A 25,674-nucleotide genomic window follows, 5' to 3' on the forward strand; every position below is an offset into this window, starting at 1 on the left:
CGAGAGCCAGCGTTGTGAGAGTCAGTTTCGGCGTTCACGCAGACCTCATGTCAGGGTTCATGCCGGCAGGTGCCCCAGGGCCACATGCCGCAGTGAAATCGAGTGATCGCATCAGGTTAGCCATTGACGCTCAAGCGCAGGCCCGCTGCGATAGCCAGCGGTGCCAATAACAGCGCCAGTGCCAGCATGGCACCCAGAATGGCCAGATGTGGCAGGCTGGGTAGCCCTGCCACGGCGCTTTGTACTGCGCCCGCCCCGAAGATGAGTACCGGGATATACAGCGGCAGGATGATCAAGGACAGCAGCACACCACCACGTCTCAACCCGACTGTCAGTGCGGCGCCGATCGCACCGATCAATGACAGGCTCATGCTGCCAAGTGCCAACGATGCCATCAGCACGCCGAAGGCAGCGCTCGGCAAACCCAGCATCACACCCAGTAGCGGCGCCATCAACGCCAGCGGCAAGCCGGTCAACAGCCAATGGCCCACCACCTTGGCCAAGACCAGTAGCGGTAACGGCTGCGGGGTCAGTAAAAGCTGTTCAAGACTGCCATCGTCGAAGTCCTGTCTGAACAGGCCATCCAGCGACAGTAATGTTGCCAATAGCGCAGCGACCCAGACCAGCCCCGGTGCCAGCGTCGCCAATAGCGCCTTGTCCGGTGAGATTCCCAGCGGAAATAGCGTGATCACCAACGCGAAGAAGGCCAGTGGATTGATCAGCTCACTCCGTCGTCGCAATGCCTGACGCAGATCACGCGTGAGCGTGGCGGCCATCGCTGCTCCTAGTGACCCCGTGCTCGCAGCGTTGCTCTCCGCCAGTGGTATCAGTGGCTCGCGCCTCATGCGGACTCCTCATCAAGCGCTGGTCTCTGACCATCGACATTGCCACCGAGCTGAATGCGCCGTAACCGCGATGGGTCCGAAAAGCGATGGTGAGTCGTCATCACGACGCTACCGCCGCGCTCGGCATGCGCGAGCAGCAATTGCTCCAGCGCTGCCACACCTTCGATATCAATGGCAGTGAATGGCTCATCAAGCACCCACAATGCCCGCGGCGTGAGATGCAACCGAGCCAGCGCGATACGTCGCTGCTGACCCGCCGACAGCTGCTGGGCCGGAACATCTTCAAAGCCTGCAAGCCCAACTGCCGCGAGTGCTGCCCACGGTGCATTCACAGAATCAACACCCGCTACACGGTCTACAACCCCGCCGAGCGCCTGATACCAGGCAAGATTCTCGAGCGCCGTCAGGGCACCCTTGATACCGGGCTGATGCCCCAGATAAAGCAGTGATGCCAGAAAATCACCGCGCGCACGCGACACTGGCTGTCCTCGCCAATATACCTCGCCCTCATGGTCATTGAATTGACCCGACAGAATCTTGAGTAGCGTGGTCTTGCCGCTGCCGTTGGGGCCTTCTATCTGCAGAATTTCTCCGCCAGACAGCATGAAATCGAGTTCGCGGAACAACCAGCGCTCATCACGCTCGCAGCTCAACGCCTCTACCGCCAACAGAGGCGGTGCAGAATAAGCGGCATCAGTAGCAGGCTGAATGGACATCTCACAATCCCGATGCTGAACCGTCGTGGAGTACGACAACAGTGATCAACCCGTGTCGATCACTGGTCGCCATTCTACGAGCTGAGGCCGACACTGACCACCGATGTACCTTTCCAGCACCGGCCCATGCAGCCTTCTAGCCAAATGCCGCCACGGGCAAAGGCAGTGCAAACTCAAGGCAGCGTCAATGGTCAGTATATTAAATTAGACAAAACTGATGCATATTCATACGACACAAAGATGCTCAAATATCCATCCCGACATTCTTCCCTCTTGCCTCGTCGTGAGAGATTGCTATGATGCAAACACTGTATACAAAAACAGTATCCATACAGTACCTTCATCGCATGCCTGCCACACCGCAGGCAGCAGACTGATCGGGTCGGCTCTATCGCGTTGTCATCATGTTCGCAGAGCCTAGCAGGCCACAGATGAACTTAGCCTGACGACCCTCCACGCTGCACCGCAGGCCAACGCACATACTGCACCGGCCGCATGGCATTAGGGGATAGCTCATGTCACGACTTCACACTCCGCACTACCTTCAGCGCCTTCATAATCTGCCGCTCAATGATGCAGCCTGGAAAGAAATCGAAGCTTGCCATCTGATGGATATCCCGCTGCTGGGCAACATCACCGCCGGAGTGCCCATTGAAGCCATCGCCGACTGCGGCACCATTTCCGTACCGTCGCGCATGGTGCGCCGCAACACTTATGCTTTGCGTGTACGTGGCCACTCGATGATCAACTGCAACATCCATGATGGCGACATCATCATCATCGAGCGTAGTGAAAGTGCCGAGAATGGCGAAACAGCCGTGGTCATGATCAACCAGCAGGAAGTGACGCTGAAGAAGCTCTATATCGAGAAGTCCGGTGTGCGCCTGCAACCGGCCAACGACAGCATGGCACCTATATATCTCAAGAATGCAGACATCGAAGTACTCGGCATGGTGATGGGAGTCGTGCGCGGCAATGCTGTGACGCATTGAGATCCTGCGCCTCATTGGTGGCGTGACTGCGGTAAGATGGCACGATGAGCTATCTGATACCTGCATTGGCGCCCGAGGCGCATCACGAGCACAGCATCGAAATCGAGAAGAGCCGCTTCATTGCCTGGCTCGCGCATGCGCCCACCTCTGATGGCATGGCCCGACTGCTGGCCAGAGCGCATCTCACACACCCCAATGCACGCCATCATTGCACCGCTTTCATTGCCGGTGCACCAAATGAGCAGAATGCGATTGGCTTCTCCGATGATGGGGAGCCCGGCGGCACTGCCGGTCGGCCGATGTATCAGGTACTTGAAGGCAGCGGTGTCGGCCAGGTGGCGTGCGTGGTCATCCGCTATTTTGGTGGCATCAAGCTCGGTACTGGCGGACTGGCACGCGCCTACAGTCGTTCCGTACTTGAAGGGCTTGAACAGCTACCGACCACGACCTTCACTCCACGTACCCCACGTCGTTTCAAGGTCGGCTTTGCTCACGAAGCCGATATACGCCATTGGTTAAGCGGCTACGGAGTACCGATCGATGGTGGTGACTATACCGCTGACGGCGTGATACTGACGGCGGGATGGCCTCTGGGTGGGACTCCCCCACCGCTTGAGGAGCTACGTGCCCGACTCAAGGGAGCACTGCAAGTGCTTGATGAGACGAGCTGAGCATACGTTCCGCGCACATATCGAACAGTTGAGTGACTGACCTGCACACGACAGCGCCGCCCCCAAGGGCGGCGCTGTCGTGTGCAGAGTCTCACTGAGCGATGATCTTTATAGCATTTCAACGAAGTTCGCGATGCCTGACTGCGCCTCTGTCATGGCCTTGGCTTTATATTCATCGCCCATGTTGAGTCCTTCTGCATAAACATAATGCTGGTCTGCGATGCCCATCAATCCCAGCATGGACTTGAGGTGCGGTGTCTGAGAGTCCAGCTCGCTACCGGCATAAACCCCTCCACGCGCTGCCAGTACCAATGCCTGCTTGCCTTCCAGCAGGCCGACTGGACCTTGCGCCGTATAATTGAAGGTTTCACCGGCACGTAGCACGCGATCGAACCATGCCTTCATCTGACTCGGTATGCCCAGATTATAAAGCGGGGCGGCGATTACCAGCAGATCGGCTGCTCGCAGCTCGGCGAGGAAGGTATCTGACAACATGACTAGCTCACGCTGCGCTGCAGTGCGCTCATCTGCTGGCGTCATCCATGCCTGCATTTCTGCCGCTCCGAGATGCGGCAGATCACGTTCGACCAGATCATGATGTGTCAGCTTATATTGAAGACCGGACGCCTCCAGCGCACGGACGAATGAGGCTGCCAGTACACGAGAGTTACCGTTGTCATCGAACAGTGAAGCGGATACCAACAAGACATTGAGCGGCGCAGTAGACATGAGCAGATTCCCTTTAAGCAGATGAGTAGCCAAGCGAGCGACTGAATCAGTGAGCCAGCATCAATGCTGAATGCCTCAAAGCTCGCTTCGTCGTGCTGCCATCATAAGTGAATCCACTTGTACAAAAAGCGACAATTATTGTGCGAATCATGTGATAAAACCGAATGATTCTATCACCACCTCAATAGCGAAATGCCTCACCACACCCGCCCAACGTACGGCCATCCAGTGTCAGGCTTGCCGTCAGCGGATAGGGAGCGCCCTGCATGGAATCAAAGCAAGCCCCCGGCGTAACAGAAAACTGTAGGTGCTCCACGCCACTGGCACCTTTCGGCAACGTAGCCTTGAGCACTCGTTCGCCGGCGTCATCTTTTGCTACACGGTAGGGCAACGTCAGCACCGTAGCAGTGGAGGCGATTACAGCAGGCATTGCAGCCACGATCGATTCGTCTGCAAGCACATCAGACCGCGCAATGAGTAACTCCTCTGGCGAATCTGCGGAGCGAGCTACCAGGCTGTCACCATGAGCCGAGGCTAGCAGACCCGCGGAAGCGGTCAATGTCAGCAGATTACGCGTTTTATCCAGGCTGACCTGCCAACCGGGCTCATTGCCTTGTGCGACCAGCAACGGTTCACTGGCTATCGGGCGGATCTGGCGTCGATCATCCTGCTCGCATTCAAGCCTGCCACGCGCATTGCGCAGCGTAGCTTGCGTGCCCTTGAACCAGACTTCCAGCCCTTTCTCGCCGCCGCTTTCCACCTCCTTTTGCTTCGCTTTCTTCTTCATTCTCTCCTGCCCGCTGTCCTTATCAGCCTCTTTTTCAGCCTCTTTTTCAGCCCTGTGCTCGATCTTGCCCTCTGACATCGGTGCCGTACCTTCCGCTTGATAACGTGCCCCTGAGGCGCTGATCACGTGCTCCAGCGTGTAGGCATGGTCGCGTGACCACAGATGCAGCCTGTCCTTTTGGGGCTGATCATGATGGCCTGATGTCGCACCTGCAGCCGACTGACCGAAAGCCATCAGCAAATCCTGAGCTGGCGTACAGCGCCAGACCTGATATTCGCGCGCGCTCACGGGCGGCAAGAAAGCGCCCGGCAACTTGATAGCCGGCGCTCGCCCAAGATCTTCAGCACTGGGAGCCGGCGGCGCGGGTGTTGCAGGTGCCTTGCTGACGACGGGGCGTGGATCACTGACAGGGGCAGGTATCTTGAGTGGGATCGGATGGCCACGCGACGCCTTGTCGGCATCATGACTCCATGGCAACGAGGTACAACCTGCCATGACAAGCGCCGTCCCCGCGAGCGCCAGAGGAGCGACTCTACGTAACTGGGCGAGAGCAAAGCCTTCTCTCTTGCAGGAGGCAGAGATAGCAACGAAACGATGACAGCGCTGACGGGACATGAGCCCTCCCTGGGCATGCCTGGGTGCAGGATAAGGCGCGGTAACTCCATAAAGAGAATCGGCGCCGCCACTGGACTCGAAGGCGAAGATGACGACGCCGTCCTGGCGCGCCTTGCAGAAAGTTTATCAAGACTTTCACGTCTTGTGGGCCTGCACAAAAGAGAAATGGCGCGCATAAAAAAGCGCCTGGCATGATACCCGACGCTTTCGATGCCAAGGCATCGCTCTCTCTCTATAGACGACTCAACCCATAGATGACTGAATCAAGGCATGACTGATCAGCCCAGACGCAAGCGCAGTACACGATCGGCACCGATACGCGGATAGCCAAGAGTGTGAGACAGTGTCATGAGTGTGCTCCATCAGCACCCTCGTGGCGGCATCATTTATATTTAGAATGGTTTTCTTGTGCGCCTTTTTACGTCTAGGCGATTGACCTCAGTCTCGTGTCCGCCAAAAATTGAATAAAACTAATTAATCTAATCATCAACATGAGCAACACTCACCATGCTCGAATTACGTCATCTCCGTACCCTGCTAGCTCTACGTGATGCCGGTTCGCTGGTCGAGGCTGCCGAGCGCATCCACCTCACCCAGTCTGCTCTCTCGCATCAGCTGAAAGATCTTGAGGAACGACTCGGCACGCTGCTGTTCGTGCGCAAGACGCGGCCGGTAGAATTCACACGCGCTGGTCAGCGACTATTATCGCTGGCAGAGCAAGTATTGCCACAATTCCGCATGGCGGAGCGTGACATCACACGCATGGCCGGCAGCGAACAAGGGCGGCTGCACATGGCCATCGAATGTCACAGCTGCTTCCAGTGGCTGATGCCAACCGTCGATCGCTTTCGTGACCACTGGCCGGAAATTGAAGTCGACATACCTTCGGGACACAGCTTCGCGCCGCTCAGTGCACTGGGGCGCGAGCAATTGGACCTCGTCATCACTGCAGACCCGGTGGAAATGACGGGTATTCGCTACATTCCCTTGTTCCGCTATGAAGTCATGCTAGCCGTGGCCCGTCAGCATGCGTTGGCAATCAAGGGGCATGTGGCTCCTGAAGACCTGCGTGATGAAGTGCTGATCATCTATCCGGTCGAACACGACCGCCTCGATGTCTTCACCCAGTTTCTGGAACCGGCCAATGTTGCTCCGCGCGAGATACGCACCGCCGAAATGACGGTAATGATGATGCAGTTGGTCGCCAGTGGCCGTGGTGTCACGGCGCTACCCAACTGGGCGCTGACCGAGTACCTGTCACGCGACTACGTGCGGGGACTATCACTGGGCGACGGCATCTGGGCGACACTCTACGCCGCCGTCAGGGAAGATCTACTAGGTACGCCGTGGATGGATGATTTTCTGCGTACCGCCCGCGAGACCTCTTTCGAGGTACTCGATGGCGTGAAGCCTGCCTGACGCTTCGCTGACTGATCAAAAGCAACCGATCTGAAAAAGCCCACCATGCCACGTAGTCAATACGGGCATGGTGGGCTTTTTGATGTCCGCTACCTGGCATGATACTGCCCACCATATTGCGACAGCATCATGCCAAGCGTTTTTCATAGGCACAAAAAAACCGTCCCAGCATAAGCTGGGACGGTTTTGACATCTATCATCTCACGCGAAGTGTACTCCGCGATGAGTGATGATCAGTCGACAGCCTTGACGTTAGCTGCCTGCAGGCCTTTCTGGCCTTGGGTGACGTCGAAGGAGACCTGTTGGCCGTCCTGCAAAGTCTTGAAGCCGTCTGCTTGGACTTCGGAGAAGTGAACGAACAGGTCGTCACCACCGTCTGCCGGAGCGATGAAACCAAAACCTTTAGCGTCGTTGAACCACTTAACTGTACCGGTAGCCATGAGAAATATCCTCTCTGATGAGCATGTTTAATTAGAACGGGCGTTACCCGAAGAGCGTGGGCAAAGCAAAACCATGCATCAAATCAGCGAGGCATTTCGGCGCGCTCAAGGCGTGAAACCGAACTGCGCAGGCGACTGAGTGGTGCGTCTTGCTATCCAACAGACGCTACTATGCACTTCAACCCACCTTGACGTCAAGCCTTCTTGTGAATGAGTTTAATGATTCGGTAATCGCTGCCACTGCAACCAGGTTAAAAAGCCTCCTTCTGGCAGCTGAAGATTCGGAGCGTCGGTCCCTAACAGCAGACTGCCTTCCTTGAAGCTGACACTCCGATTGAGCGTCACACCATCCCAATCCGCGATGGTTGCCAGCGACAACTGATGGCAGACCTCCTCTCTCTGCCCATCCCAGTACCAGCGGCCACAATAGGCAAATCCCTTACGAAATGCTGTGACCAGCTGATCATCCGAAGGCGCCGTCCCTAACGGCTCGCGCTCACAGGACACCAACTGCACGCTCATGAAGCCATTTGCCAGGTAATGCAGCTGTCCCTTGCAGGCGCCGAGTGGCTCCAACTCCCTACCATCCGGCCAGGCATACCAGAAACGTTGCAGCTGCCATGACCCGATCAACTCTGGATGCAAATGTGCCGTCGTATCTGAAGTGTCTATCATGTGCCCTCCTTTCCATCAGCCACAGTAGGTAGAACAGGTGGAAGCACTACGGGCATCTCGCGCCCTAATTTCCCCGATGTCAGTGGCAACAGCAGACTGAAGCGCGCCCCCTTGAGGGCCTTGCCGTGGTCCACCACGACGCTGCCACCATGCGAGTGCATGATCTTCTGAACGATGGATAACCCAAGACCATAGCCCCCCGAAGCGCGTGTACGTGAATCATCGAGACGCGCAAAGGGCTTGAAGACCTTTTTGCGATCGTCTTCGGCAACGCCCGGCCCGTCATCTTCAACATCGATACGTATCACCTGTGGGTCATTCGTGATGCGCACCAGTACACGAGAATCAGCATGGCGACAGGCATTGGAGACAAGGTTTTGCAATGCACGCTGTAGATAGCGGGCCTCAGCCTCTACCTCAAGGGACTCCCCTTCGATACTCAACAATAGCTCTGGGTGTAATGGTGCGAGTGTCTCGCACACCTGCTCTGCCACTTCGCGACAATCCACTGCGGTCATATTGAGCTGAATACCTGCCGCATTGTTGAGGCGCGCATAGGTCAGAATTTCATCGATCAGCTTGTCGAGCTCTTCGATATCACCATCGGCTCCCTTTACCTGCCGAAGCACGAAGTCGTCGTCGACCATGTCCTCGATCATCTGCAAGGCAAAGCGGATACGCGCCACCGGCGTACGCAACTCGTGAGAGACAGCGCGAATCATGTCTTGCTGAGCCCCCAGTAGCCCCTGCACTCGCTCCGCCATACCATTGAAGGCCATCCCAAGTCGGCCTAGAAAGTCGTTGGACTCAATGCGTACCCGCGTATCGAGATAACCACCAGCGATACGTGTCGCCGCTCTCTCCAAACGTGTCAGGCGCGCTTCAAGCGACCTCACGACTAGATAGATGACTCCCCCCAACAAGGTAATGACGGACAGCACCATCGCCGCGATCAGCGCAGGTGGGGTGGTTTCAAAGCCACGTAGTGGTCCGACCTTAAGCAGCGTCTGGTGGCCCAGGCGAGCATAAAGCACCATCGCCCGGCCATGACTGGCGACATTGAGCACCACCCGCCCATCATTGATACGACTGGACTGCTGGGCATCGAGACTGTCAGGCACATCCGGGAGCTGCGCAAAAGATAACCCGGAGACCTGCTGCAACTCCGCCAACATGCTGCCACGTTGCTCGGGCATCAACGGGAGCAACGTATCGCGGAGCAAGGCCATCAGACCGCGTAGCTGGCGCTCTGCCAGATGCAGCAACCGAAGCTCCAGCACGCGATGCTCACCCGGCACCTGCATCAACAACTGCCAGCCCGTATCAGCGTGTGCTCTGACCAGTGGTCGCCCGGCATCCAGACGTCGTTGCTCCCACCAGTTGAGATCGAACATCTCGACGGGTGCGAGTAAAAGACGCGCATCCAGCAAGCCAGAGACTCGGGCGAGAAACTTGCTCCGCTCCGTATCTGGCGTAGCAGATACCCGCTGAGTCAGCAGCTTCATCGGCGCTGCCCCCAAATGAGTCTGGTAGGCCTCTAGCCGAACCATGTTGGTTAGCTGGAAGCCGCCCAGCGCAATACCTAGCGTCAGTATCAACGCCAGGAGCAACGCCATGTAGACGCGCAGAAAAATACTGTCGGACAGGGCACGCCGCATGACTCAGAGATCCTTGACGAACAGGTATCCCTTGCTACGCACCGTTTTGATCCGCTCCGGATGATTGGGATCATCGCCAATCTTCGGTCGGATACGTGAGACTCGCACGTCGATGGAGCGATCCTGGCCGTCATATTTGATGCCGCGTAGCGCTGAGAAGATTTCTTCGCGCGTCAGTACGCGGCCAGCATTGGATGACAGCAGCCACAGCAGATCGAACTCGGCGCTGGTCAGCTCGATACGTTCACGTGACAACCATGCCTCACGCGTCGCGTTGTCAATTTCCAGATCATTGAACACCAGGCGTGTTTCGCCGGCTGATGCTTCCGGGCCATCGGCACGGCGCAGCAGGGCGCGCATGCGCGCTAGCAGTACACGAGGCTGTACCGGTTTAGGCACATAATCATCAGCGCCCATCTCAAGGCCCAGCACCTGATCCATATCATCAGTACGCGCGGTCAGCATCAGGATCGGGCCTGAGAACTGTGGACGCACACGGCGGCATATGGAGAGTCCATCCTCTCCCGGCAGCATCAGATCAAGAATCACGAGGTCAGGGCGCAGACTGATGATCAGGTCTACTGCCCGTCCGCCATCGTGCTCAACACTGACACGGAAGTTATTGGCTTCGAGATACTCGCGCGTCAGTGTCGCTAGACGCTCGTCATCTTCGACAATCAGTACATGTTCTTGCGCATTGGTATCCAAGGGCATTCCATCCGCATCGTTGGGTCGGCGTGGCAGGCAGCTCACAAGTCGTTACTGTCCAGTGCCACGTCGTAACCTTTTCAGGGTGATTTGTCACGAATGATACGCCAATTTGTGCGTTTGCGCGCCAGCAGAGCAGACCCTGCAAGGATTGACGGGGCGCATAAAATTTAACGCTCAATGTCTTGACATCGCCTGTCCACAGGGCCGAATTTTCAACCACACGTTACCCACAAGTTATCCACTTGCACGCCCCTGCAAACAACACTATCTTGTGTCCAAAATCAGAACACACCCCATATGTAGGGTTTTAGCGACAGCGACGCCCATAGATTAGGCGCGCGATTGTCAAGCCCTACAGGAACCAGTCAGCGTACGAAATATCGCCGATATTTTCGTTTCATGAACTGGTTTGACACGACAGGATGGCGTCATGGATACCACTACCAGCACCGATCAGGCAGCAGTCGATCTGACTGCACCCCAGCGCCTGCGCGTCATTAAGCGCACCGGCGATGTTGCGGCCTTTGACGCCAGCAAGATCTCCGTCGCGCTCTCCAAGGCATTCATCGCCGTGGAAGGCGACCAGGTCGAGTCCAGCTCGCGCATTCGCGACCTGATCCAGCAGCTGACCAGTCAGATCACTGACGCCTTCCAGCGCCGTATGCCTGATGGCGGCACGCTGCACATCGAAGACATTCAGGACCAGGTTGAACTGGCACTGATGCGTTCCGGTGAGCACAAGGCAGCCCGCGCTTACGTCCTGTACCGCGATGAGCACACGCGTGCCCGCAGCGCGCAGAACGATGGCATCACCAAGCCGCACCCGACCATCAATGTCACCCATCTCGACGGTACCGTGCGTCCGCTGGACCTTGGCCGTATCGAAACACTGGTCTTTGATGCCTGTGCTGAGCTGTCCAACGTCGATGCCCAGAAAATCGTCGATGACTCGCTGAAGAATCTGTACGACGGCGTGCCGATCGATGGCGTGTCCACCGCACTGATGATGACCGCGCGTACGCTGGTCGAGAAAGACCCGAACTACACCTACGTCACCGCTCGCCTGCTGCAGGACAACCTGCGTCGCGAAGCCTTGAGCTTCCTCAAGGTCGCTGACGAAGCGACGTTCGGTGAAATGCAGGAGCACTATCCGGTCGCCTTCAAGGCCTATATCGAAAGCGGCATCGCCTTCGAGCAACTGGATGAGCAACTGGCCACCTTTGATCTGGAGCGCCTCGGCGCAGCCATCGATCACTCGCGTGACAACCAGTTCACCTATCTCGGACTGCAGACCCTGTACGACCGCTACTTCCTGCACCAGGACGACGTGCGCTATGAGCTGCCGCAGGTCATGTTCATGCGTGTCGCGATGGGCCTGTCCCTGAACGAGGAAGACCGCGAAGGTCGCGCCATCGAGTTCTACGAGCTGCTGTCCAGCTTCGACTACATGGCCTCCACGCCGACCCTGTTCAACGCCGGGACTCGTCGTAGTCAGCTGTCCAGCTGCTACCTGACCACCGTGCCGGATGCTCTCGATGGCATCTACGGTGCTATCCGCGACAACGCCATGCTCTCCAAATGGGCCGGTGGTCTCGGTAACGATTGGACGCCAGTACGTGCCTTGGGTTCTTACATCAAGGGCACCAACGGCAAGTCACAGGGTGTCGTGCCCTTCCTGAAAGTCGTCAACGACACTGCCGTTGCCGTCAATCAGGGTGGCAAGCGCAAGGGCGCTGTCTGTGCTTATCTGGAAACCTGGCACATGGACGTCGAGGAATTCCTCGACCTGCGCAAGAACACCGGTGATGACCGTCGTCGTACTCACGACATGAACACCGCCAACTGGGTGCCGGATCTGTTCATGAAGCGTGTCTTCGATGACACCGACTGGACCCTGTTCTCGCCGTCCGACTGCCCGGATCTCCACGACCTGTACGGCGCTGCCTTCCAGGTCCGCTATGAGCAGTACGAAGAGATGACCCGTCAGGGCCAGCTGAAGCTCTTCAAACGCGTCAAGGCACGTGATCTGTGGCGCAAGATGCTGTCCATGTTGTTCGAGACCGGCCACCCGTGGATCACGTTCAAGGATCCGTGCAACATCCGTAGCCCGCAACAGCACGCCGGCGTCGTGCACTCGTCCAACCTGTGCACCGAGATCACCCTCAACACGTCCGAGGACGAGATCGCGGTCTGCAACCTGGGCTCGATCAACCTGTCCCAGCACGTCATCGACGGCAAGCTGGACGGCGACAAGCTCAAGAAGTCTGTTCGTACCGCCGTGCGCATGCTCGATAACGTCATCGACATCAACTACTACGCAGTTCCACAGGCACGACGCTCCAACATGCGTCACCGTCCGGTGGGTCTAGGCATCATGGGCTTCCAGGATGCGCTCTATGCGCAGTCCATTGCCTACGCTTCTGAAGAAGCCGTGACCTTCGCTGACGAATCCATGGAACTGGTCAGCTATCACGCCATCGAAGCGTCCAGTGACCTGGCTGCCGAGCGTGGTCGTTACGAGAGCTTTGACGGCTCACTGTGGAGCCAAGGGATTCTGCCGATCGATTCCATCGAGAAGCTCAAGCAGGAGCGTGGCGCTGACTACATCGAGATGGACGAAAGCCAGACTCAGGACTGGAACTACATCCGCGAGAAGGTCCGCAGTCAGGGCATGCGTAACTCCAACGTGATGGCGATCGCGCCGACCGCGACGATCTCCAATATCTGTGGTGTCTCGCAGTCCATCGAGCCGACGTATCAGAACCTGTTCGTGAAATCGAACCTGTCTGGCGAGTTCACCGTGGTCAACGCCTACATGGTTAACGACCTCAAGGCGCGCGGCCTATGGGATGAGGTCATGATCAATGACCTCAAATACTACGACGGCAGCGTGCAGCCGATCGAGCGTGTTCCGCAAGACCTCAAGACGCTGTATGCCAACGCCTTTGAAGTCGAGCCGAAGTGGATCGTCGAAGCAGCCTCGCGTCGTCAGAAGTGGATCGATCAGGCGCAGTCTCTGAACCTGTACATCCAAGGCGTGTCCGGCAAGAAGCTGGACGTGACCTACCGCATGGCATGGTTCCGTGGCCTCAAGACCACTTATTACCTCCGTGCTCTGGGTGCGACTGCCGTGGAAAAATCCACTGTCGATCGCAGCAAGCACAACGCTGTTGGCAACGACACTGCGACAGCACCGGCCGTCCCTGCTCCGGCAGCCACGGCACCGACGGCGCAAGAGCCGCGCGGCATCGAAGACTTCTTGAAGGGCAAGAGCGGACAGCGTGCCCCCTCCGCCAGCACCATCGACGAACTCGGCTGCGAGTCTTGCCAGTAAGCGAGTGACTTGCTGCCTCCGATGCGATTCTGTACCGGAGACAGCCTGCGGCTACCTACCAGGACCGAGCCTCGCTCGGTCCTGTGCCGTCACTAACAATCATCGCCTCCTGACATCTCTCGGCCTGTCTCCTTTGCATCACACAGAGACACGCGACCCGATGGCGCCTGCGTCGTAGAACGCACCGCTCACGCTTTTGCGTCACGCTGATCATCCGCGTGGCCACCAACGAACACGAGGAACGCAACATGTTGAACTGGGACGATTTCCACGAAGATGAAGCGCCGACCGCCGAGAAGCCTGCGGCTCCGACGCAAGCCGCTCCGGCACCGACCGAAGCACCGATCGCGGTCGAGAACAGCGAAGGCTATGCGGTCAGCGACGCTGACCGTATCGCGCGTGCCCAGCAGGCACTGGACGAGCTGGATATCGCCAAGGGGCTGGAAGAACTGGAAATGGGTGCCCAGCGCATTCATGTAGACGAAAAGCGCATGATCAATGCCCGCGCTGACGTCAACCAGCTGGTGCCCTTCAAGTACGACTGGGCATGGCAGAAATATCTCGACGGCTCCGCGAACCACTGGATGCCGCAAGAAGTGAACATGAACGCGGACATCGCGTTGTGGAAAAGTCAGGATGGCCTGACCGATGACGAGCGTCTGATCGTGATGCGCTCGCTGGGCTACTTCTCCACTGCTGACTCGCTGGTCGCCAATAATCTGGTGCTGGCCGTCTACAAGAACATTACCAATCCGGAATGCCGCCAGTATCTGCTGCGTCAGGCCTTCGAAGAGGCGATCCACACTCACGCCTACCAGTACTGCATCGAGTCACTGGGCATGGACGAAGGCGAAGTCTTCAACATGTACCGCGAAGTGGACTCCGTCGCACGCAAGTCCGCCTGGAGCCTCAAGCACACCCAGGCCCTCGGACGCGCTGACTTCCAGACCGGCACCACCGAAACGGATCAGGAATTCCTGCGTAACCTGATCGGCTTCTACGCCGTCACCGAAGGCATCTTCTTCTACTGCGGCTTCTCCCAGATTCTGTCCATGGGTCGCCGCAACAAGATGACCGGCGTGGCCGAGCAGTTCCAGTACATCCTGCGTGACGAGTCCATGCACCTGAACTTCGGTATCGACGTGATCAACCAGATCAAGGTCGAGAATCCGCTGCTGTGGACTGCCGAGTTCCAGGACGAGGTCACCCAGATGATCCTCGAAGGCACCCAGCTCGAGATCGAATACGCACGCGACACCATGCCGCGCGGCGTACTGGGCATGAATGCGGCCATCATGGAGGAATACCTCCACTTCATCTGCAACCGTCGCCTCGCACAGCTGGGCCTCAAGGAGCAGTTCCCGGGCGCCAAGAACCCGTTCCCGTGGATGTCCGAGATCATCGACCTGCGCAAGGAGAAGAACTTCTTCGAAACGCGCGTCACTGAATATCAGGTTGGCGGCGCACTGAGCTGGGATTGATTCTGGCCAAGGGTCGTGTACTGATGTAACTAACGCGACTCACAAAAGTGCTAACGGGCCATGTCATTGACATGGCCCGTTTTGCGTCAAAAGAGCTCACAGGGTAGGCTTCGCGCCGTCCCGACTCTCCCCCGGCTTCACGTGAAAGGAACGAACATGCAACTCGGTATCATCGGACTCGGCCGCATGGGCGGCAACATCGCTCGTCGCTTGATGCGCAATGGCCATGAAGTGGTCGCTCATGATCGCGACGCCACCATAGCCCAGTCACTCGTGGCTGACGGCGCGACCCACGTCGAAAGCCTCGCCCAGCTGGTCGAGCAGATCGATGCGCCACGCGCGATCTGGGTCATGTTGCCTTCTGGCGAGATCACCGAGCAAACCATTGCCGCACTGGCTGACATCATGGAAGCGGGCGACACCATCATTGATGGTGGCAATACCTTCTACAAGGATGATGTCCGTCGCGCAGCGAGCCTGAAGGAGAAAGGCCTGCACTACGTCGACGTGGGCACTTCCGGCGGCGTGTGGGGGCTGGAGCGCGGTTACTGCATGATGATTGGTGCAGAGAAAGAAGTGTTCGATCACCTTGAGCCGCTATTCGACACCCTTGCGCCGGGCTATGGCGACCTCGAACGCACCAAGGGACGCAATGCCCCGGACGAGCGCGCCGAGCGTGGCTACATCCATGCAGGCCCGGTCGGTGCCGGTCACTACGTGAAGATGGTACATAACGGTATCGAGTACGGCCTGATGCAGGCCTACGCGGAAGGCTTCGAGCTGATGCAGAGCAAGGGCTCCGCAGACCTGCCGGAAGATCAGCGCTTTGATCTGAACATGGCGGATATCGCTGAAGTCTGGCGTCGTGGCAGCGTCGTATCTTCCTGGTTGCTCGATCTCACCGCTCAGGCGCTGGCCGGTGATGAACGTCTTGATCATTACAGCGGCGCCGTCTCCGACAGTGGCGAAGGTCGCTGGACCGTCGATGCCGCCGTCGAGCAGGGTGTCGCCGTGCCGGTGCTGGCCAATGCGCTGTTCTCGCGCTTCAGCTCGCGCAAGGAAAACACCTATGCCAATCGCTTGCTATCGGCGATGCGCTTCGGTTTCGGTGGCCATGTCGAGCCGCCCCGTCAGGACTGACTGCTCAATCGCTCCGATGGGAGTGACAGGCAGTGGCCAATGATTGCTGCATGAAAAACGCCCCGCTCATTGAGCGGGGCGTTTTTGTATTCTGTCTTTTCTGAAGGTGTGCATCAGTCGGAAATCGGTGTCAGACGCATCTGCTGACCACGCATGTTGATATCGAACTGACCCAGAAAGCTCATGCCCAACAACACCAGGTCATCGTCCATACCGGGCACAATAGCACCGCGCACCTCTTGCCACACAAGCCCGGCCAGACTGACTTCTTCTAGCGTGGTCAGCGCACCGTGACTGACACCATTGGCAGTGGTGAAGCGCGCATCCCGTCCACGTGGCAGATTCAAGCGCTGCGCCAGTGCCTCGGAGACCGAGACATAGGTCGCGCCGGTATCGAGCAGGAAGGTCACCGCTGCACCATTGATCTCTCCAGGTGCCACAAAGTGACCCGCGCGATTGCGCGTAAGCGTCAAGGGCTGCTGCGCCGCCAGTGATTGGCCTGCCAGCGAAGCATTAGGCCGGCTCCTCTCGTCAAGCTGCCCTTGAAACCACCAGACCAACATGCCAAGCATCAGCCCCCAGCACAGCACCAACATGCCAATGCCATAACGCCGACTCGGGTCTTTCTCGACAGAGCCATTCTTGGTCGGTTCGTTGTGGTCAGCGTCACTCATCCGCCACCACTGCGCAGCAATAGGCGCAATGCCACTACGCACAGCGCTACGCCCAGTGCGAACGGCACCCCTATCAGCCAGCCGCGCGCGCTGGGCAGGCTTGCCTCATGCGGGGCACTGCGCCGATAGGTGAGCACGACATTCTCGCCCACAGCGGGCGTCGGTGAGGGAACCGCCAGCGGCGAGATATATTCGTGCCAGCCGCCCCGCTCATCCTGATAGCGCACGACCGGAGCATACTGAATGGCCTCGATATTGAAGCGCCCGCCCGGCGGCAGACCCGCCATCGCCAGCGCTTCATCCTCACTGAGAGGGCCACCCTTGGGCAGATGAATGCGCCCGCGCCCCTCCACATTCAGCGCGCGGTCGTGGTTGATCACTTCTCCTGTCACCTGCACGCTTTCTCGCGCAAAGGATTGAGCGTGCTGCCAGCGGTATCCTCCCAGCAGCAGCAAAGCTACACCCATTATCAGCAGTCCCCATGTCACGGTCATGCGACGCTCCTTCTGACGATCTACCGTCATGCTTGATGAGGCGTCGGCGGCTCAACTTCATGGGCGATACCACGTTCATGCCCACCGGCCGCTTCCAACATCTCACACACCACCTCAAACGTGCGCCAGCGTGCATGGGCTAGTGGTGTAACGCCTTCGGCATCCGCCAGATTGACGTCGGCGCCATGGTTCAACAAATGTTGCACGACCTGCTGGTAGGCGATATCACCATCACCCAGTAATACCGCTTCAATCAGAGCAGTCCAACCGAGCGTATTCTGGTGATCGACATCGATGGATGTCTGCTCCAGCAGCAGTTCACAAATACCACTGTGGCCGCGCTCACTCGCTGACATCAACGCGGTAGAGGAAAAACGATTGAGCACGGTAGCCGAGGCACCATGCGCCAACAGACGCTCCAGGCAGCCTTGATGCCCCAAAGCCGCCGCAGTCAGTAATGGCGTGTCGTGCAGGGCATCGGTCTGCTCGCTATCAGCACCTGCCGCGAGTAGTGCCGCGACAGCTTCTGGCTGATTGGCCTGCACCGCCACCATCAATGGTGAGCGACCACGATAGTCGATGTCATTGACTCGCTCGCATGCATCCGACGCAGCCAATGCTTCAGCCAGCCCCGCTAGATCGCCATGTTGAGCACACATTGTCATGTCCTTCATCACAACCTCCTGACGCCCGACGTGTCACATGACACCTGACTGATAGCCTATGCGATCTTGAGCATGACTGTTAGCGTTCGCGAGGGGAAGACCTTCTACGGTGGCGCTCTACAGGTATAAAAAAGGCGCTCCCGAAGGAGCGCCAGTTCGTCATCACCGCAGGGCGCGGCAGACGAGACTCAGAAACGAAGCCCGTCCGGCTGCCAGCCGGACAATCACAGAGTACGCTGCCACCATAATAGCGACCAATCATCTATAAAGATCATTATCATAGCCAGTGACTATGTAAGATCAGGCCGTCGGATGCGCACCGACCAGCGGCGAACTGGGCAGCCAGACTCGCGCGGCCAGCCCTCCCAGCGATGAGCGCATCAGACACAGCTCACCACCGTAGAGCGCCATCAGGTCATCCACGATCGCAAGCCCCAGCCCAGAGCCGGAACGCCCTTCATCGAGGCGCGCTCCACGGCCGAGTGCAGCAGCCCCTTCTTCATCCGTCATGCCCGGGCCATCATCCTCGATGATCAGCAACACGCCGCCATCGCGAGTCTCACTGCTCACTCGGACTTCTTTCTGTGCCCACTGCAGTGCGTTCTCAAGCAGATTGCCGACCATCTCCTGCAGGTCCTGCGGGTCAACACGCACACTGGCATCATCCTCAAGCGCCAGACTGAGCGTGATACCACGCCGGCCAGCGAGACGACCCAAGCCTTCAAACACGGGTCCAGCAGCGTCACGCAAGCTGATACGCCCACTCAAGTGTGCGCCACCGGCAGCACTGGCACGCGCCAGGTGATGTCGGACAGCCTCATCGATCCGCCGTAGCTCAGCATCGATACGTGCACGATCATCTCCGTCAAAGCGTTCAGACTGCGCCTTGAGTACGCTGACCGGCGTTTTCAGCGCATGAGCCAGATTACCGGCTGCCGCACGTCCACGCTCGATCAGGCGTTGATCACGCTCGAGCACGGCATTGATTGCGCGGGTCAGCTCAGTAAGTTCCGGCGGCAAGCGTGTCTCTTCAAGGCGCTCGGCCTCTCCGTCAGCGACCCGCTTGAGCCGCGAGCGCAAGCGCCTGAGTGGCGCCAAGCCCCAGCTGATCTGCGCTGCAGAACCACAGGCCAACAATGAAGCCAGCGCGGCCAGCGCGCCTGCCAATAGCCACTCGAAGCGCGCGACCTCAGCATCTACCTCGCTACGGCTGGCAGCGACCATCACATGCAGTGGCTGGTTGCGTCCAGGCAGGCGAATATCGCGCTCGATAGCACGCAGTACCTGATGTCGCGGCCCCTTGATATCGCGACTTTGTACGATGCCATTACTCATGTCTTCCAACGGAGGCAGCCGTTGATCCCACAGCGAGCGTGATGTCAGTACGTTGCCGTTGCGATCGGATATCTGCCAGTACCAGCCAGAATAGGCCTGATCAAAGCGCGGATCACCCAGCGAGCGAGTCAATCCGGGGCGGCCTTTTTCACGGTCAAACTGGATAGCCGCAATCAGCACCTTCGACAACGACAGCAGCCGCTGATCGAAAGCAGTGGTAACGGCATCACGGAAACTCCATGCCAGCCCAAGACCGGTCAGTGGCATGACAATCAGTGCAATGACCAGCGAGCCACCGAGCAATCGGCGGCCGACTGATAATGGCTTCATGCGTCGTCGCCATCATCGTGTGACGCGCTTGCTTCCGACTCGGCATCAGGGTCACGCAGACGATAACCGCGACCGCGCAGGGTCTCGATGCGCTCAGCACCCAGCTTGCGACGCAAACGACTGATCTGCACATCGATGACATTGGAATCAGGCTCATGGTCGCGATCGTAGACGTGCTCGACCAGTTCAGAGCGGCTGACCACGCCAGGCACGGCATGCATCAAATGCATCAGCAGGCGGGTTTCCTGTGCGGTTAACGAGACCGGACGTCCGGCCAAACTGACAGTGCCGCCATGGGTATCACAGGCCAGGTCACCCAACTTGAGCACCGGATGTGCATGGCCGCGAGAGCGGCGCACTAGCGCGCGCAGACGGAAGATAACTTCGGCAGTCTCGAAAGGCTTGGTGACATAATCATCAGCACCGGCAGAGAAACCAGCCGCCTTGTCAGACCAACGCTCACGTGCCGTCAGCACCAGTACCGGCACTTCGATACCGACTTCACGCCATTGTGCCAACCAGCGGGTGCCATCGCCGTCCGGCAGACCTAAATCCAGCACCACCGCGTCATAGCGCTCAGTCTGCACCAGAAAGTCTGCATCACCCCCGGTGGTAGCGTGCTCGACCAGCACATCCGCTTCGCTTAGGCGTGCCATCAGCGCCTCGGCTAGCGGCATATCATCTTCAACCAGCAATATTTTCATCAGCTCTCAGGCTCCTGACGCAATCGGTGTCCTGACGCCGGCACGGCATCGCTGCGCTCAACGTGGGAAGTACTTCTAGCATACCGCCCATCAGGGTGGCCCGGCACCCTCATCGATAACCCTGTCATCATCCATGACACTGTTATCGTCCATGACATTGCCATCAGATAGCGTGCCGTCAGCATGGCGCCGCATGTCTCCAAGATTGATGCCACGGACTTCGCGCAGGCTGCCATCAGAGGCACGCACGGTGAACTTGGCCATCTGCCCCTGCGGGCCGAGCATCTCGACTTCATAGATCAGCTCACCATGACTTTCGTCCAATTCCACCTCGACCACTTGCCCCAACCAGTCACGCTCGAGGCCATCAAGTAGCTGAGACAATGAAATCACACGCCCTGCTGCCACCTCATCATGCAGACTGCGCCAGCGTTCGCTGTCACACATCGCCAGCTGCGGAAGTGCCAGTGAGCCAACCAGCAAGCTTCCCAAGCCGATACATAACCAGGTACGTCGATGCCGGAATCGACCCAAGCACGATGCCCGGGAAATATCAGGGGCCTTGCGGGAAGTCTGCATGAAGGGGCCTCTTGGAATGCGGCTATGCATGCTGCGCGCCGGGAAAGAGGTGCCGGGCGAAAGATAAGCGGCAGGTAGGAGACAGAGAGAAAGATATTCACTGACAGCCACCCATATGACGCAAAGACTGACAGGATGCAATGAACCTCAGATGAATTCAGCTCTCAGTCTTGCGCAAGGTCGCCTCTGCCATGCTACGTGACATGCTCAGCCATCCCTGAGGAGGAGTTCATGTCCACACTTTCTGCATCGCGTGCTGCTCGGCCAAAAAACGCTCGGTCGCGGGCCGCCTATTTCTGGCTAGACAGCCAGTCAGCACAGAGCTTGCGTCATGGGCTTGGCGTTGGCGCTCTTGGACTGATGCTGGGTTCAACTCCCGCCTATGCCAATGGTATAGAGGACCTTCCGGCCCGCCATCAGCTGAACGCCTCTGGACTCATGCCAGGCACGCAAGGCGCCGGCAACACGATTCAGATGAATACCGCCGACAGCGAGGGGGCTAGCGAAAATAACGTTCATGCTCACGGTGACGCTACATGGCTCTCCGCCGATGCCGCAAGCCACGCTGACGGCACTACCCTATCCGCTGGACTCGCGCCGGAGCTGCTGACACAGATGATGATGCACGCCAGTCGCCAAGGCATGCTGCAGTTCAGTACCATGGACATCCGCCATGATCACGTGCAGTTCACCGGATGGGGAAGAAGTGGCTGGGAGATGGAATTATCCATCAACCTTGCTGACGGAGAACTTCTCAGCGAGGCACTGCGCAAGGCATCCTCCCCGACTGATGATGCCGCGCTTGATCGCGATAACATGCGCGAGACCTTGAATTTTGCTGCCAGCGACGGCATTAAAAGCATACAGACAGTGGAAGTTGATGCAGATGGCATCTTGATAAAAGGCTTGGACCATCAGGGACAACCTCAGCAGATGTCACTGAACATGCCACTGCCAATCGGTAACATTGGCTTGGCAAGTGCGCTGTCTCTTTATCCCGGCTACCGGTAGATTAATGGCCAGCGCAGGCGAGCAGCAGATTCTGATCAAGACTGATGTAAAGAGAGAGCATGATAGGCGGCGCGACAGGTACCACAAGAGATGCTGCGCAAACCGACACATCAACGCCGGACAGCCTTGACGACAACGATGCCAGCTTCGATGCTGATAGCATAAGACAGCAGTCAGTATGGCCAAGTCATGAACAAGCCTGAGTAGACCCCAATTCCGGCCCGATACCCCCGACCATCCACTTTCACCTATCGGGTCATCCTTGCCCGGCCTAGCAGCCCGGCATCTATAGCGGAGAATCAATATGCAAGGTCAACAACACAACACATTATGGAACCAGGCACGTCAGTGGCAGGCCAATGCAGGCAACCAACGCCCTTCCAATGGTCTGTCCGGGTTCAAACTTGTCGCAGCATGGATTGTTGGCAGTATCGTCATGGTCTTCAGCCTGTTTGCAGCGCTGATCATGATGGTACTCGGCATCATCATGCTGCCCTTCATCCGTCGCCGCATGAAGAAGCGCATGAGTGAGATGCAGCAGCGTATGCAAGAAGCTCAGGACAAGGCCAATGGTCGACAGAACTATTCACGCCCTGAAACCCGCGAAGATGGCAGTGACGCTACAACGCTGGACGGAGAGTATCAGGTCAAGGATTGACCCTTGAGGTTGATTCCTGCCCTTGATGCTATCTAAAAACGCTCGACTTGAAGACAAGAAGGCCGCCCCACAAGGGCGGCCTTCTTCATGCCCAAGACCTGCGACTGATGCTCAGGCCCGCATGATTTTTACCTGCATGCCCTATACCCGATAAACACTGGCCGTCATCACCTTCGACATCAGACGCATGGCACTCTTGAGTGGAGCGGGGAAACGATGACCTCCAGCCTCCAACGCCCACTGCTCATGATGTGCCTCGTCAATTTCCATCTGACGTAGCACCGCGCGCGAACGCTGGTCGCCCTGCGGCAGAGTCTGCTGGTGTGCTGAAAGGTGCTCGCCGACCAACTCTTCGGTCGCTGCCACAAAGCCAAGGCTCACCTTGTCATTGATGGCACCCGCTGCCGCCCCCAGTGCAAAGCTCGTCATGTAAAACAGCGGATTGAGCAAGCTGGTATTGGCATCCAACTCCACCAGACGCGCATCGCACCACGCGAGGTGGTCCACTTCCTCTTGCGCAGCAAGCTCCATCTGGTGGCGAATCTCCGGCAGCCGAGCAGTGAAGCCCTGTCCCTGATACAACGCCTGAGCACACACCTCACCGGTATGATTGATACGCATCAGGCCAGCAGCGTGCTGACGCTCTTCATCACTGATCTCGTCATCGCGAGTATCACCGGCAGGCGACGGCCTGGACGGCTGGGCAGCGTGAGGCACGAGAGTGCGCAGCACGGTATCAAACTGCTGAATCAACTGATCAGCGCGACTGTGACGGCGCGGAGCCGGAATAGCATCGTGGTGCGACATGTGAAGCTCCTGCGCGACATAAGCAATACCCTCATCTTACGCAAGCCATCGCCTGACAGTAAGGGGCAGGATGTCGCTCTGGATGAGATAACTATTTTCTCTCGACCATCGAAAACCGGCGACGACACCAAGGTGTCGCCGCCGGTATGCGCCTGTGTGCCGCACGCTTTCAATCGCTAGCCGCTACCTGCCCATCAGCCACTGGTACAGGCGCCTGCTCTTTACCGGCTCAGCCAGCCGGCCAGGTAAAGCGGCGACCACCCATCAGGTGCATATGAATATGATAGACCGTCTGGCCGCCATCTTCATTACAGTTCATCACGACACGATAGCCATCCTCAGCAAACCCACGCTCACGCGCCAGGTTGGCAGCCACGAATTGAAGTCGGCCGATGGTCGCTAACTGGGATTCCTCAATGTCGTTCAGCGTGGCGATGTGCTGCTTGGGAATGATCAGCACATGCGTCGGTGCCTGAGGACTAATGTCATTGAACGCCAGTACCTCATCATCTTCATAGACGATATCGGCTGGAATCTCGCGGTTGATGATCTTGCAGAACAGACAGTCCATGGACATTCTCCCTCGACGATGGTGCTGCCTGCGGCAGCGCGGCTTTCAAGCGTAGCGCCCAAGGGCGATCGGGCCAAGAGTGCGCAGAGAAAGGCACCCTATCAAGCACTTGAGCAAGTGCTTGATAGGGTGCCTGAACAGTATGAATAGTGACGCGCTTGAGCGAATGTCGCTCGATGAGCAACAGACTGATTCATGCATACCGCTGGGCGGCATGGGAAAACGATAGGATAATCATTGTTATCCAGCTAACAAGAAGCCTTCCACCATGCGTCTGCTCAATCGTCCTGGCTCCGCCCTGCACAAGAGTCACCATCCTCTGGAAGCCGGCCTTGCCTGCTCCTCCACTCCGGCTGCCCCTCTCACCCCTGACGAGACACCCCAGACAGCAGCAGAGAGGCTTACCGCCACTTCGGTTCATGCGACTTCAGATGCCAGCACACTAGAGAATGAATATTCGGGGCAGATGTCCGCCCACTTTCTACAGCGCGCGAAGGGCTTCCTGAAAGCCGAGGTCTACCTGACCCAATTCAACGGCCAATCAGTGGTCTGCAAGGACTATCGCCGCTATGCCGGCACACCAGCAGCACTCGTGGCGCGCTGGCTGGTGCGGCACGAACTGAAAATGCTGGAGCAACTCGGTGGCTGGACACATGCTCCACAGGCGATTGCACGCTTGTCACCACTGGCACTGGCAATGGAATATATCCCCGGCCCACTGCTCAGCGATGTCGCATCGACGTCTGATGCCACGCTGAGCCAGCAGCTGATACGCATCGTGCAGCAACTTCATCAGCAGCAAATGGCTCATAACGATATTCGCGGCTCCAACGTGGTGCTGCGTGATGGCGTACCGGTATTGATCGACTTCACCTCTGCAGTGCGACTACCGCGCTTGCCGGGCACCGCCACTCTCGCGCGCATGATGCGCTGCTTTGATCTGCGCCACTCGCTCAAACTCAAACAGCGTACACTGGGGCGGCCACTCAGCACCCGTGAAGCTCGGTTGGTCATGCGTAGCAAGCGCTTTAATGGCGTACTACGGCTGTGGAAGAAGCAGATTCTGCCGCGCCTCAAAGGCAGGTAGCCCTGAATATTGAGGATGAGAGAACCTGAAAACAGGCTTCTTGCCGGTTTTCTCATCCTGATATTGTCGTCGCTTCACTCACGCCTTGGGCTGTGCCATGAGCGCTTTTTTCAATTCCACTTTAAATCGTTCGAAATCCTCGATCTGCGGTAAATGTCCCAGGTTGTCCAGCTCGAACAATTCGGCATCCGGGATCAATGCAGCCGCCTTTTTCCCCAACTTGTCGTAACGACCCAGCGATGTCTGTCAAGCTTGTTGGAACCTGTAATCAGGCGGCTTCTAATCGCTGATCCTGTTGAACCAGCGGGTCTTCCTGGTCGGGGTTCAGCCAGACTGTCCGGCGCGGTGTCCAGTTGCGGGTGGCACTGCTCCACCGCCCGGGATGTTGCCGTTTCGCCTCGGCATAGATGGCGTCTCGCCTTGCCAGCACCTCGTTATCCAGGCCGGCATGCCGCTCCCCCGGGGTGACGAACCGTATGGCGCTGTGGCGGTGTTCGTGGTTGTACCACTGCACGAAGCGCGTCACCCACTGCTGCGCCGCTGACA

The 25,674-nt window shown here is 57.9% G+C and carries 25 protein-coding genes and 1 pseudogene; 9 read left to right on the forward strand and 17 right to left on the reverse strand.

Going from position 1 to position 25,674, the window contains the following annotated elements; genetic code table 11:
* Positions 1-116: 116 nt before the first annotated feature.
* Together ccmB and ccmA are read right to left on the reverse strand one after the other, a co-directional pair.
* Complete coding sequence (gene ccmB, locus BF12_RS0109715) at positions 117-845, reverse strand: heme exporter protein CcmB (protein ID WP_024952107.1); 729 nt, start codon at positions 843-845, stop codon at positions 117-119.
* Positions 842-1,561, reverse strand: coding sequence for a cytochrome c biogenesis heme-transporting ATPase CcmA (gene ccmA / locus BF12_RS0109720; RefSeq protein ID WP_024952108.1), 720 nt, complete (start codon positions 1,559-1,561; stop codon positions 842-844). Before ccmA ends, ccmB begins: the two co-directional genes overlap by 4 nt.
* A 515-nt stretch (positions 1,562-2,076) precedes the next feature.
* On the opposite strand from ccmA, the gene BF12_RS0109725 reads away from it, so the two are divergent.
* Both BF12_RS0109725 and BF12_RS0109730 read left to right on the forward strand, forming a co-directional pair.
* A complete protein-coding gene (locus BF12_RS0109725; protein WP_024952109.1) occupies positions 2,077-2,553 on the forward strand; it encodes a LexA family protein in 477 nt (158 codons plus the stop codon).
* Between the two features lie 44 nt (positions 2,554-2,597).
* A complete protein-coding gene (locus BF12_RS0109730) occupies positions 2,598-3,224 on the forward strand; it encodes an IMPACT family protein (RefSeq protein WP_024952110.1) in 627 nt (208 codons plus the stop codon).
* Positions 3,225-3,332: 108 nt separating this feature from the next.
* On the opposite strand, the gene BF12_RS0109735 is transcribed toward BF12_RS0109730, so the two are convergent.
* Both BF12_RS0109735 and BF12_RS0109740 read right to left on the reverse strand, forming a co-directional pair.
* Positions 3,333-3,953 carry an FMN-dependent NADH-azoreductase gene (locus BF12_RS0109735; RefSeq protein ID WP_024952111.1) on the reverse strand — a complete coding sequence of 207 codons (621 nt, stop codon included), beginning with the start codon at positions 3,951-3,953 and terminating at the stop codon, positions 3,333-3,335.
* Positions 3,954-4,134: 181 nt separating this feature from the next.
* On the reverse strand, positions 4,135-5,355 hold the full coding sequence (locus BF12_RS0109740) for a hypothetical protein (protein WP_024952112.1): 1,221 nt from the start codon (positions 5,353-5,355) through the stop codon (positions 4,135-4,137).
* Between the two features lie 507 nt (positions 5,356-5,862).
* Between BF12_RS0109740 and BF12_RS0109750 the strand changes: the two genes are divergently transcribed.
* A complete protein-coding gene (locus tag BF12_RS0109750; protein WP_024952114.1) occupies positions 5,863-6,774 on the forward strand; it encodes a LysR family transcriptional regulator in 912 nt (303 codons plus the stop codon).
* 233 nt (positions 6,775-7,007) lie between these two features.
* Here BF12_RS0109750 and BF12_RS0109755 read toward each other — a convergent pair whose 3' ends face one another.
* The 4 genes from BF12_RS0109755 to BF12_RS0109770 form a co-directional block, all read right to left on the reverse strand.
* Positions 7,008-7,214: a cold-shock protein gene (locus BF12_RS0109755; protein WP_024952115.1), complete on the reverse strand. Its 207-nt coding sequence runs from the start codon at positions 7,212-7,214 to the stop codon at positions 7,008-7,010.
* A gap of 216 nt (positions 7,215-7,430) precedes the next feature.
* A complete protein-coding gene (locus BF12_RS0109760) occupies positions 7,431-7,889 on the reverse strand; it encodes a lipocalin-like domain-containing protein (protein ID WP_024952116.1) in 459 nt (152 codons plus the stop codon).
* Entirely contained in the window at positions 7,886-9,547 is a 1,662-nt protein-coding gene (locus BF12_RS0109765) for an ATP-binding protein (protein ID WP_024952117.1), read from the reverse strand. The genes BF12_RS0109760 and BF12_RS0109765 overlap by 4 nt, the downstream gene beginning before the upstream one ends.
* 3 nt (positions 9,548-9,550) lie before the next feature.
* Positions 9,551-10,255 (reverse strand): winged helix-turn-helix domain-containing protein, encoded by a 705-nt coding sequence (locus BF12_RS0109770; RefSeq protein ID WP_024952118.1) that lies wholly within the window; start codon positions 10,253-10,255, stop codon positions 9,551-9,553.
* 433 nt (positions 10,256-10,688) lie between these two features.
* Between BF12_RS0109770 and BF12_RS0109775 the strand changes: the two genes are divergently transcribed.
* From BF12_RS0109775 to gnd, 3 genes are all read left to right on the forward strand, one after another.
* A complete protein-coding gene (locus BF12_RS0109775; protein WP_024952119.1) occupies positions 10,689-13,592 on the forward strand; it encodes a ribonucleoside-diphosphate reductase subunit alpha in 2,904 nt (967 codons plus the stop codon).
* Positions 13,593-13,840: 248 nt separating this feature from the next.
* A complete protein-coding gene (locus BF12_RS0109780; RefSeq protein WP_024952120.1) occupies positions 13,841-15,073 on the forward strand; it encodes a ribonucleotide-diphosphate reductase subunit beta in 1,233 nt (410 codons plus the stop codon).
* 156 nt (positions 15,074-15,229) lie between these two features.
* Entirely contained in the window at positions 15,230-16,213 is a 984-nt protein-coding gene (gene gnd, locus BF12_RS0109785; protein ID WP_024952121.1) for a phosphogluconate dehydrogenase (NAD(+)-dependent, decarboxylating), read from the forward strand.
* A 113-nt stretch (positions 16,214-16,326) separates the two neighbouring features.
* Here gnd and BF12_RS0109790 read toward each other — a convergent pair whose 3' ends face one another.
* The 6 genes from BF12_RS0109790 to BF12_RS21160 form a co-directional block, all read right to left on the reverse strand.
* The gene (locus BF12_RS0109790) at positions 16,327-16,887 is read right to left on the reverse strand and encodes a retropepsin-like aspartic protease family protein (RefSeq protein WP_024952122.1); all 561 of its coding nucleotides are present in this window, start codon (positions 16,885-16,887) and stop codon (positions 16,327-16,329) included.
* Positions 16,884-17,381: a hypothetical protein gene (locus BF12_RS0109795; protein ID WP_024952123.1), complete on the reverse strand. Its 498-nt coding sequence runs from the start codon at positions 17,379-17,381 to the stop codon at positions 16,884-16,886. The genes BF12_RS0109790 and BF12_RS0109795 overlap by 4 nt, the downstream gene beginning before the upstream one ends.
* A 26-nt stretch (positions 17,382-17,407) precedes the next feature.
* Positions 17,408-18,055: an ankyrin repeat domain-containing protein gene (locus tag BF12_RS0109800; RefSeq protein WP_024952124.1), complete on the reverse strand. Its 648-nt coding sequence runs from the start codon at positions 18,053-18,055 to the stop codon at positions 17,408-17,410.
* A 291-nt stretch (positions 18,056-18,346) separates the two neighbouring features.
* Entirely contained in the window at positions 18,347-19,711 is a 1,365-nt protein-coding gene (locus BF12_RS0109805; RefSeq protein ID WP_024952125.1) for a sensor histidine kinase, read from the reverse strand.
* The gene (locus BF12_RS0109810; RefSeq protein ID WP_024952126.1) at positions 19,708-20,415 is read right to left on the reverse strand and encodes a response regulator transcription factor; all 708 of its coding nucleotides are present in this window, start codon (positions 20,413-20,415) and stop codon (positions 19,708-19,710) included. Before BF12_RS0109810 ends, BF12_RS0109805 begins: the two co-directional genes overlap by 4 nt.
* 90 nt (positions 20,416-20,505) lie before the next feature.
* Complete coding sequence (locus BF12_RS21160; protein ID WP_024952127.1) at positions 20,506-20,994, reverse strand: PepSY domain-containing protein; 489 nt, start codon at positions 20,992-20,994, stop codon at positions 20,506-20,508.
* A 231-nt stretch (positions 20,995-21,225) separates the two neighbouring features.
* Here BF12_RS21160 and BF12_RS0109820 point away from each other — a divergent pair, with 231 nt between their 5' ends.
* Positions 21,226-22,005 carry a hypothetical protein gene (locus tag BF12_RS0109820; RefSeq protein ID WP_024952128.1) on the forward strand — a complete coding sequence of 260 codons (780 nt, stop codon included), beginning with the start codon at positions 21,226-21,228 and terminating at the stop codon, positions 22,003-22,005.
* Between the two features lie 304 nt (positions 22,006-22,309).
* Positions 22,310-22,663, forward strand: coding sequence for an ABC transporter ATP-binding protein (locus tag BF12_RS0109825; RefSeq protein ID WP_024952129.1), 354 nt, complete (start codon positions 22,310-22,312; stop codon positions 22,661-22,663).
* Positions 22,664-22,804: 141 nt separating this feature from the next.
* Here the strand turns inward: BF12_RS0109825 and coq7 are convergent, their stop codons facing one another.
* Complete coding sequence (coq7, locus tag BF12_RS0109830) at positions 22,805-23,470, reverse strand: 2-polyprenyl-3-methyl-6-methoxy-1,4-benzoquinone monooxygenase (RefSeq protein WP_035159739.1); 666 nt, start codon at positions 23,468-23,470, stop codon at positions 22,805-22,807.
* 229 nt (positions 23,471-23,699) lie between these two features.
* Positions 23,700-24,041 (reverse strand): histidine triad nucleotide-binding protein, encoded by a 342-nt coding sequence (locus BF12_RS0109835; RefSeq protein ID WP_024952131.1) that lies wholly within the window; start codon positions 24,039-24,041, stop codon positions 23,700-23,702.
* Between the two features lie 268 nt (positions 24,042-24,309).
* Here BF12_RS0109835 and BF12_RS19535 point away from each other — a divergent pair, with 268 nt between their 5' ends.
* On the forward strand, positions 24,310-25,128 hold the full coding sequence (locus BF12_RS19535; RefSeq protein ID WP_024952132.1) for an RIO1 family regulatory kinase/ATPase domain-containing protein: 819 nt from the start codon (positions 24,310-24,312) through the stop codon (positions 25,126-25,128).
* A gap of 268 nt (positions 25,129-25,396) precedes the next feature.
* Here BF12_RS19535 and BF12_RS22215 read toward each other — a convergent pair.
* Positions 25,397-25,674 (reverse strand): annotated as a pseudogene (locus BF12_RS22215) (IS3 family transposase); the annotation flags it as partial.

Origin of the sequence: Cobetia crustatorum, assembly GCF_000591415.1 — a bacterium.
Classification (GTDB): domain Bacteria; phylum Pseudomonadota; class Gammaproteobacteria; order Pseudomonadales; family Halomonadaceae; genus Cobetia; species Cobetia crustatorum.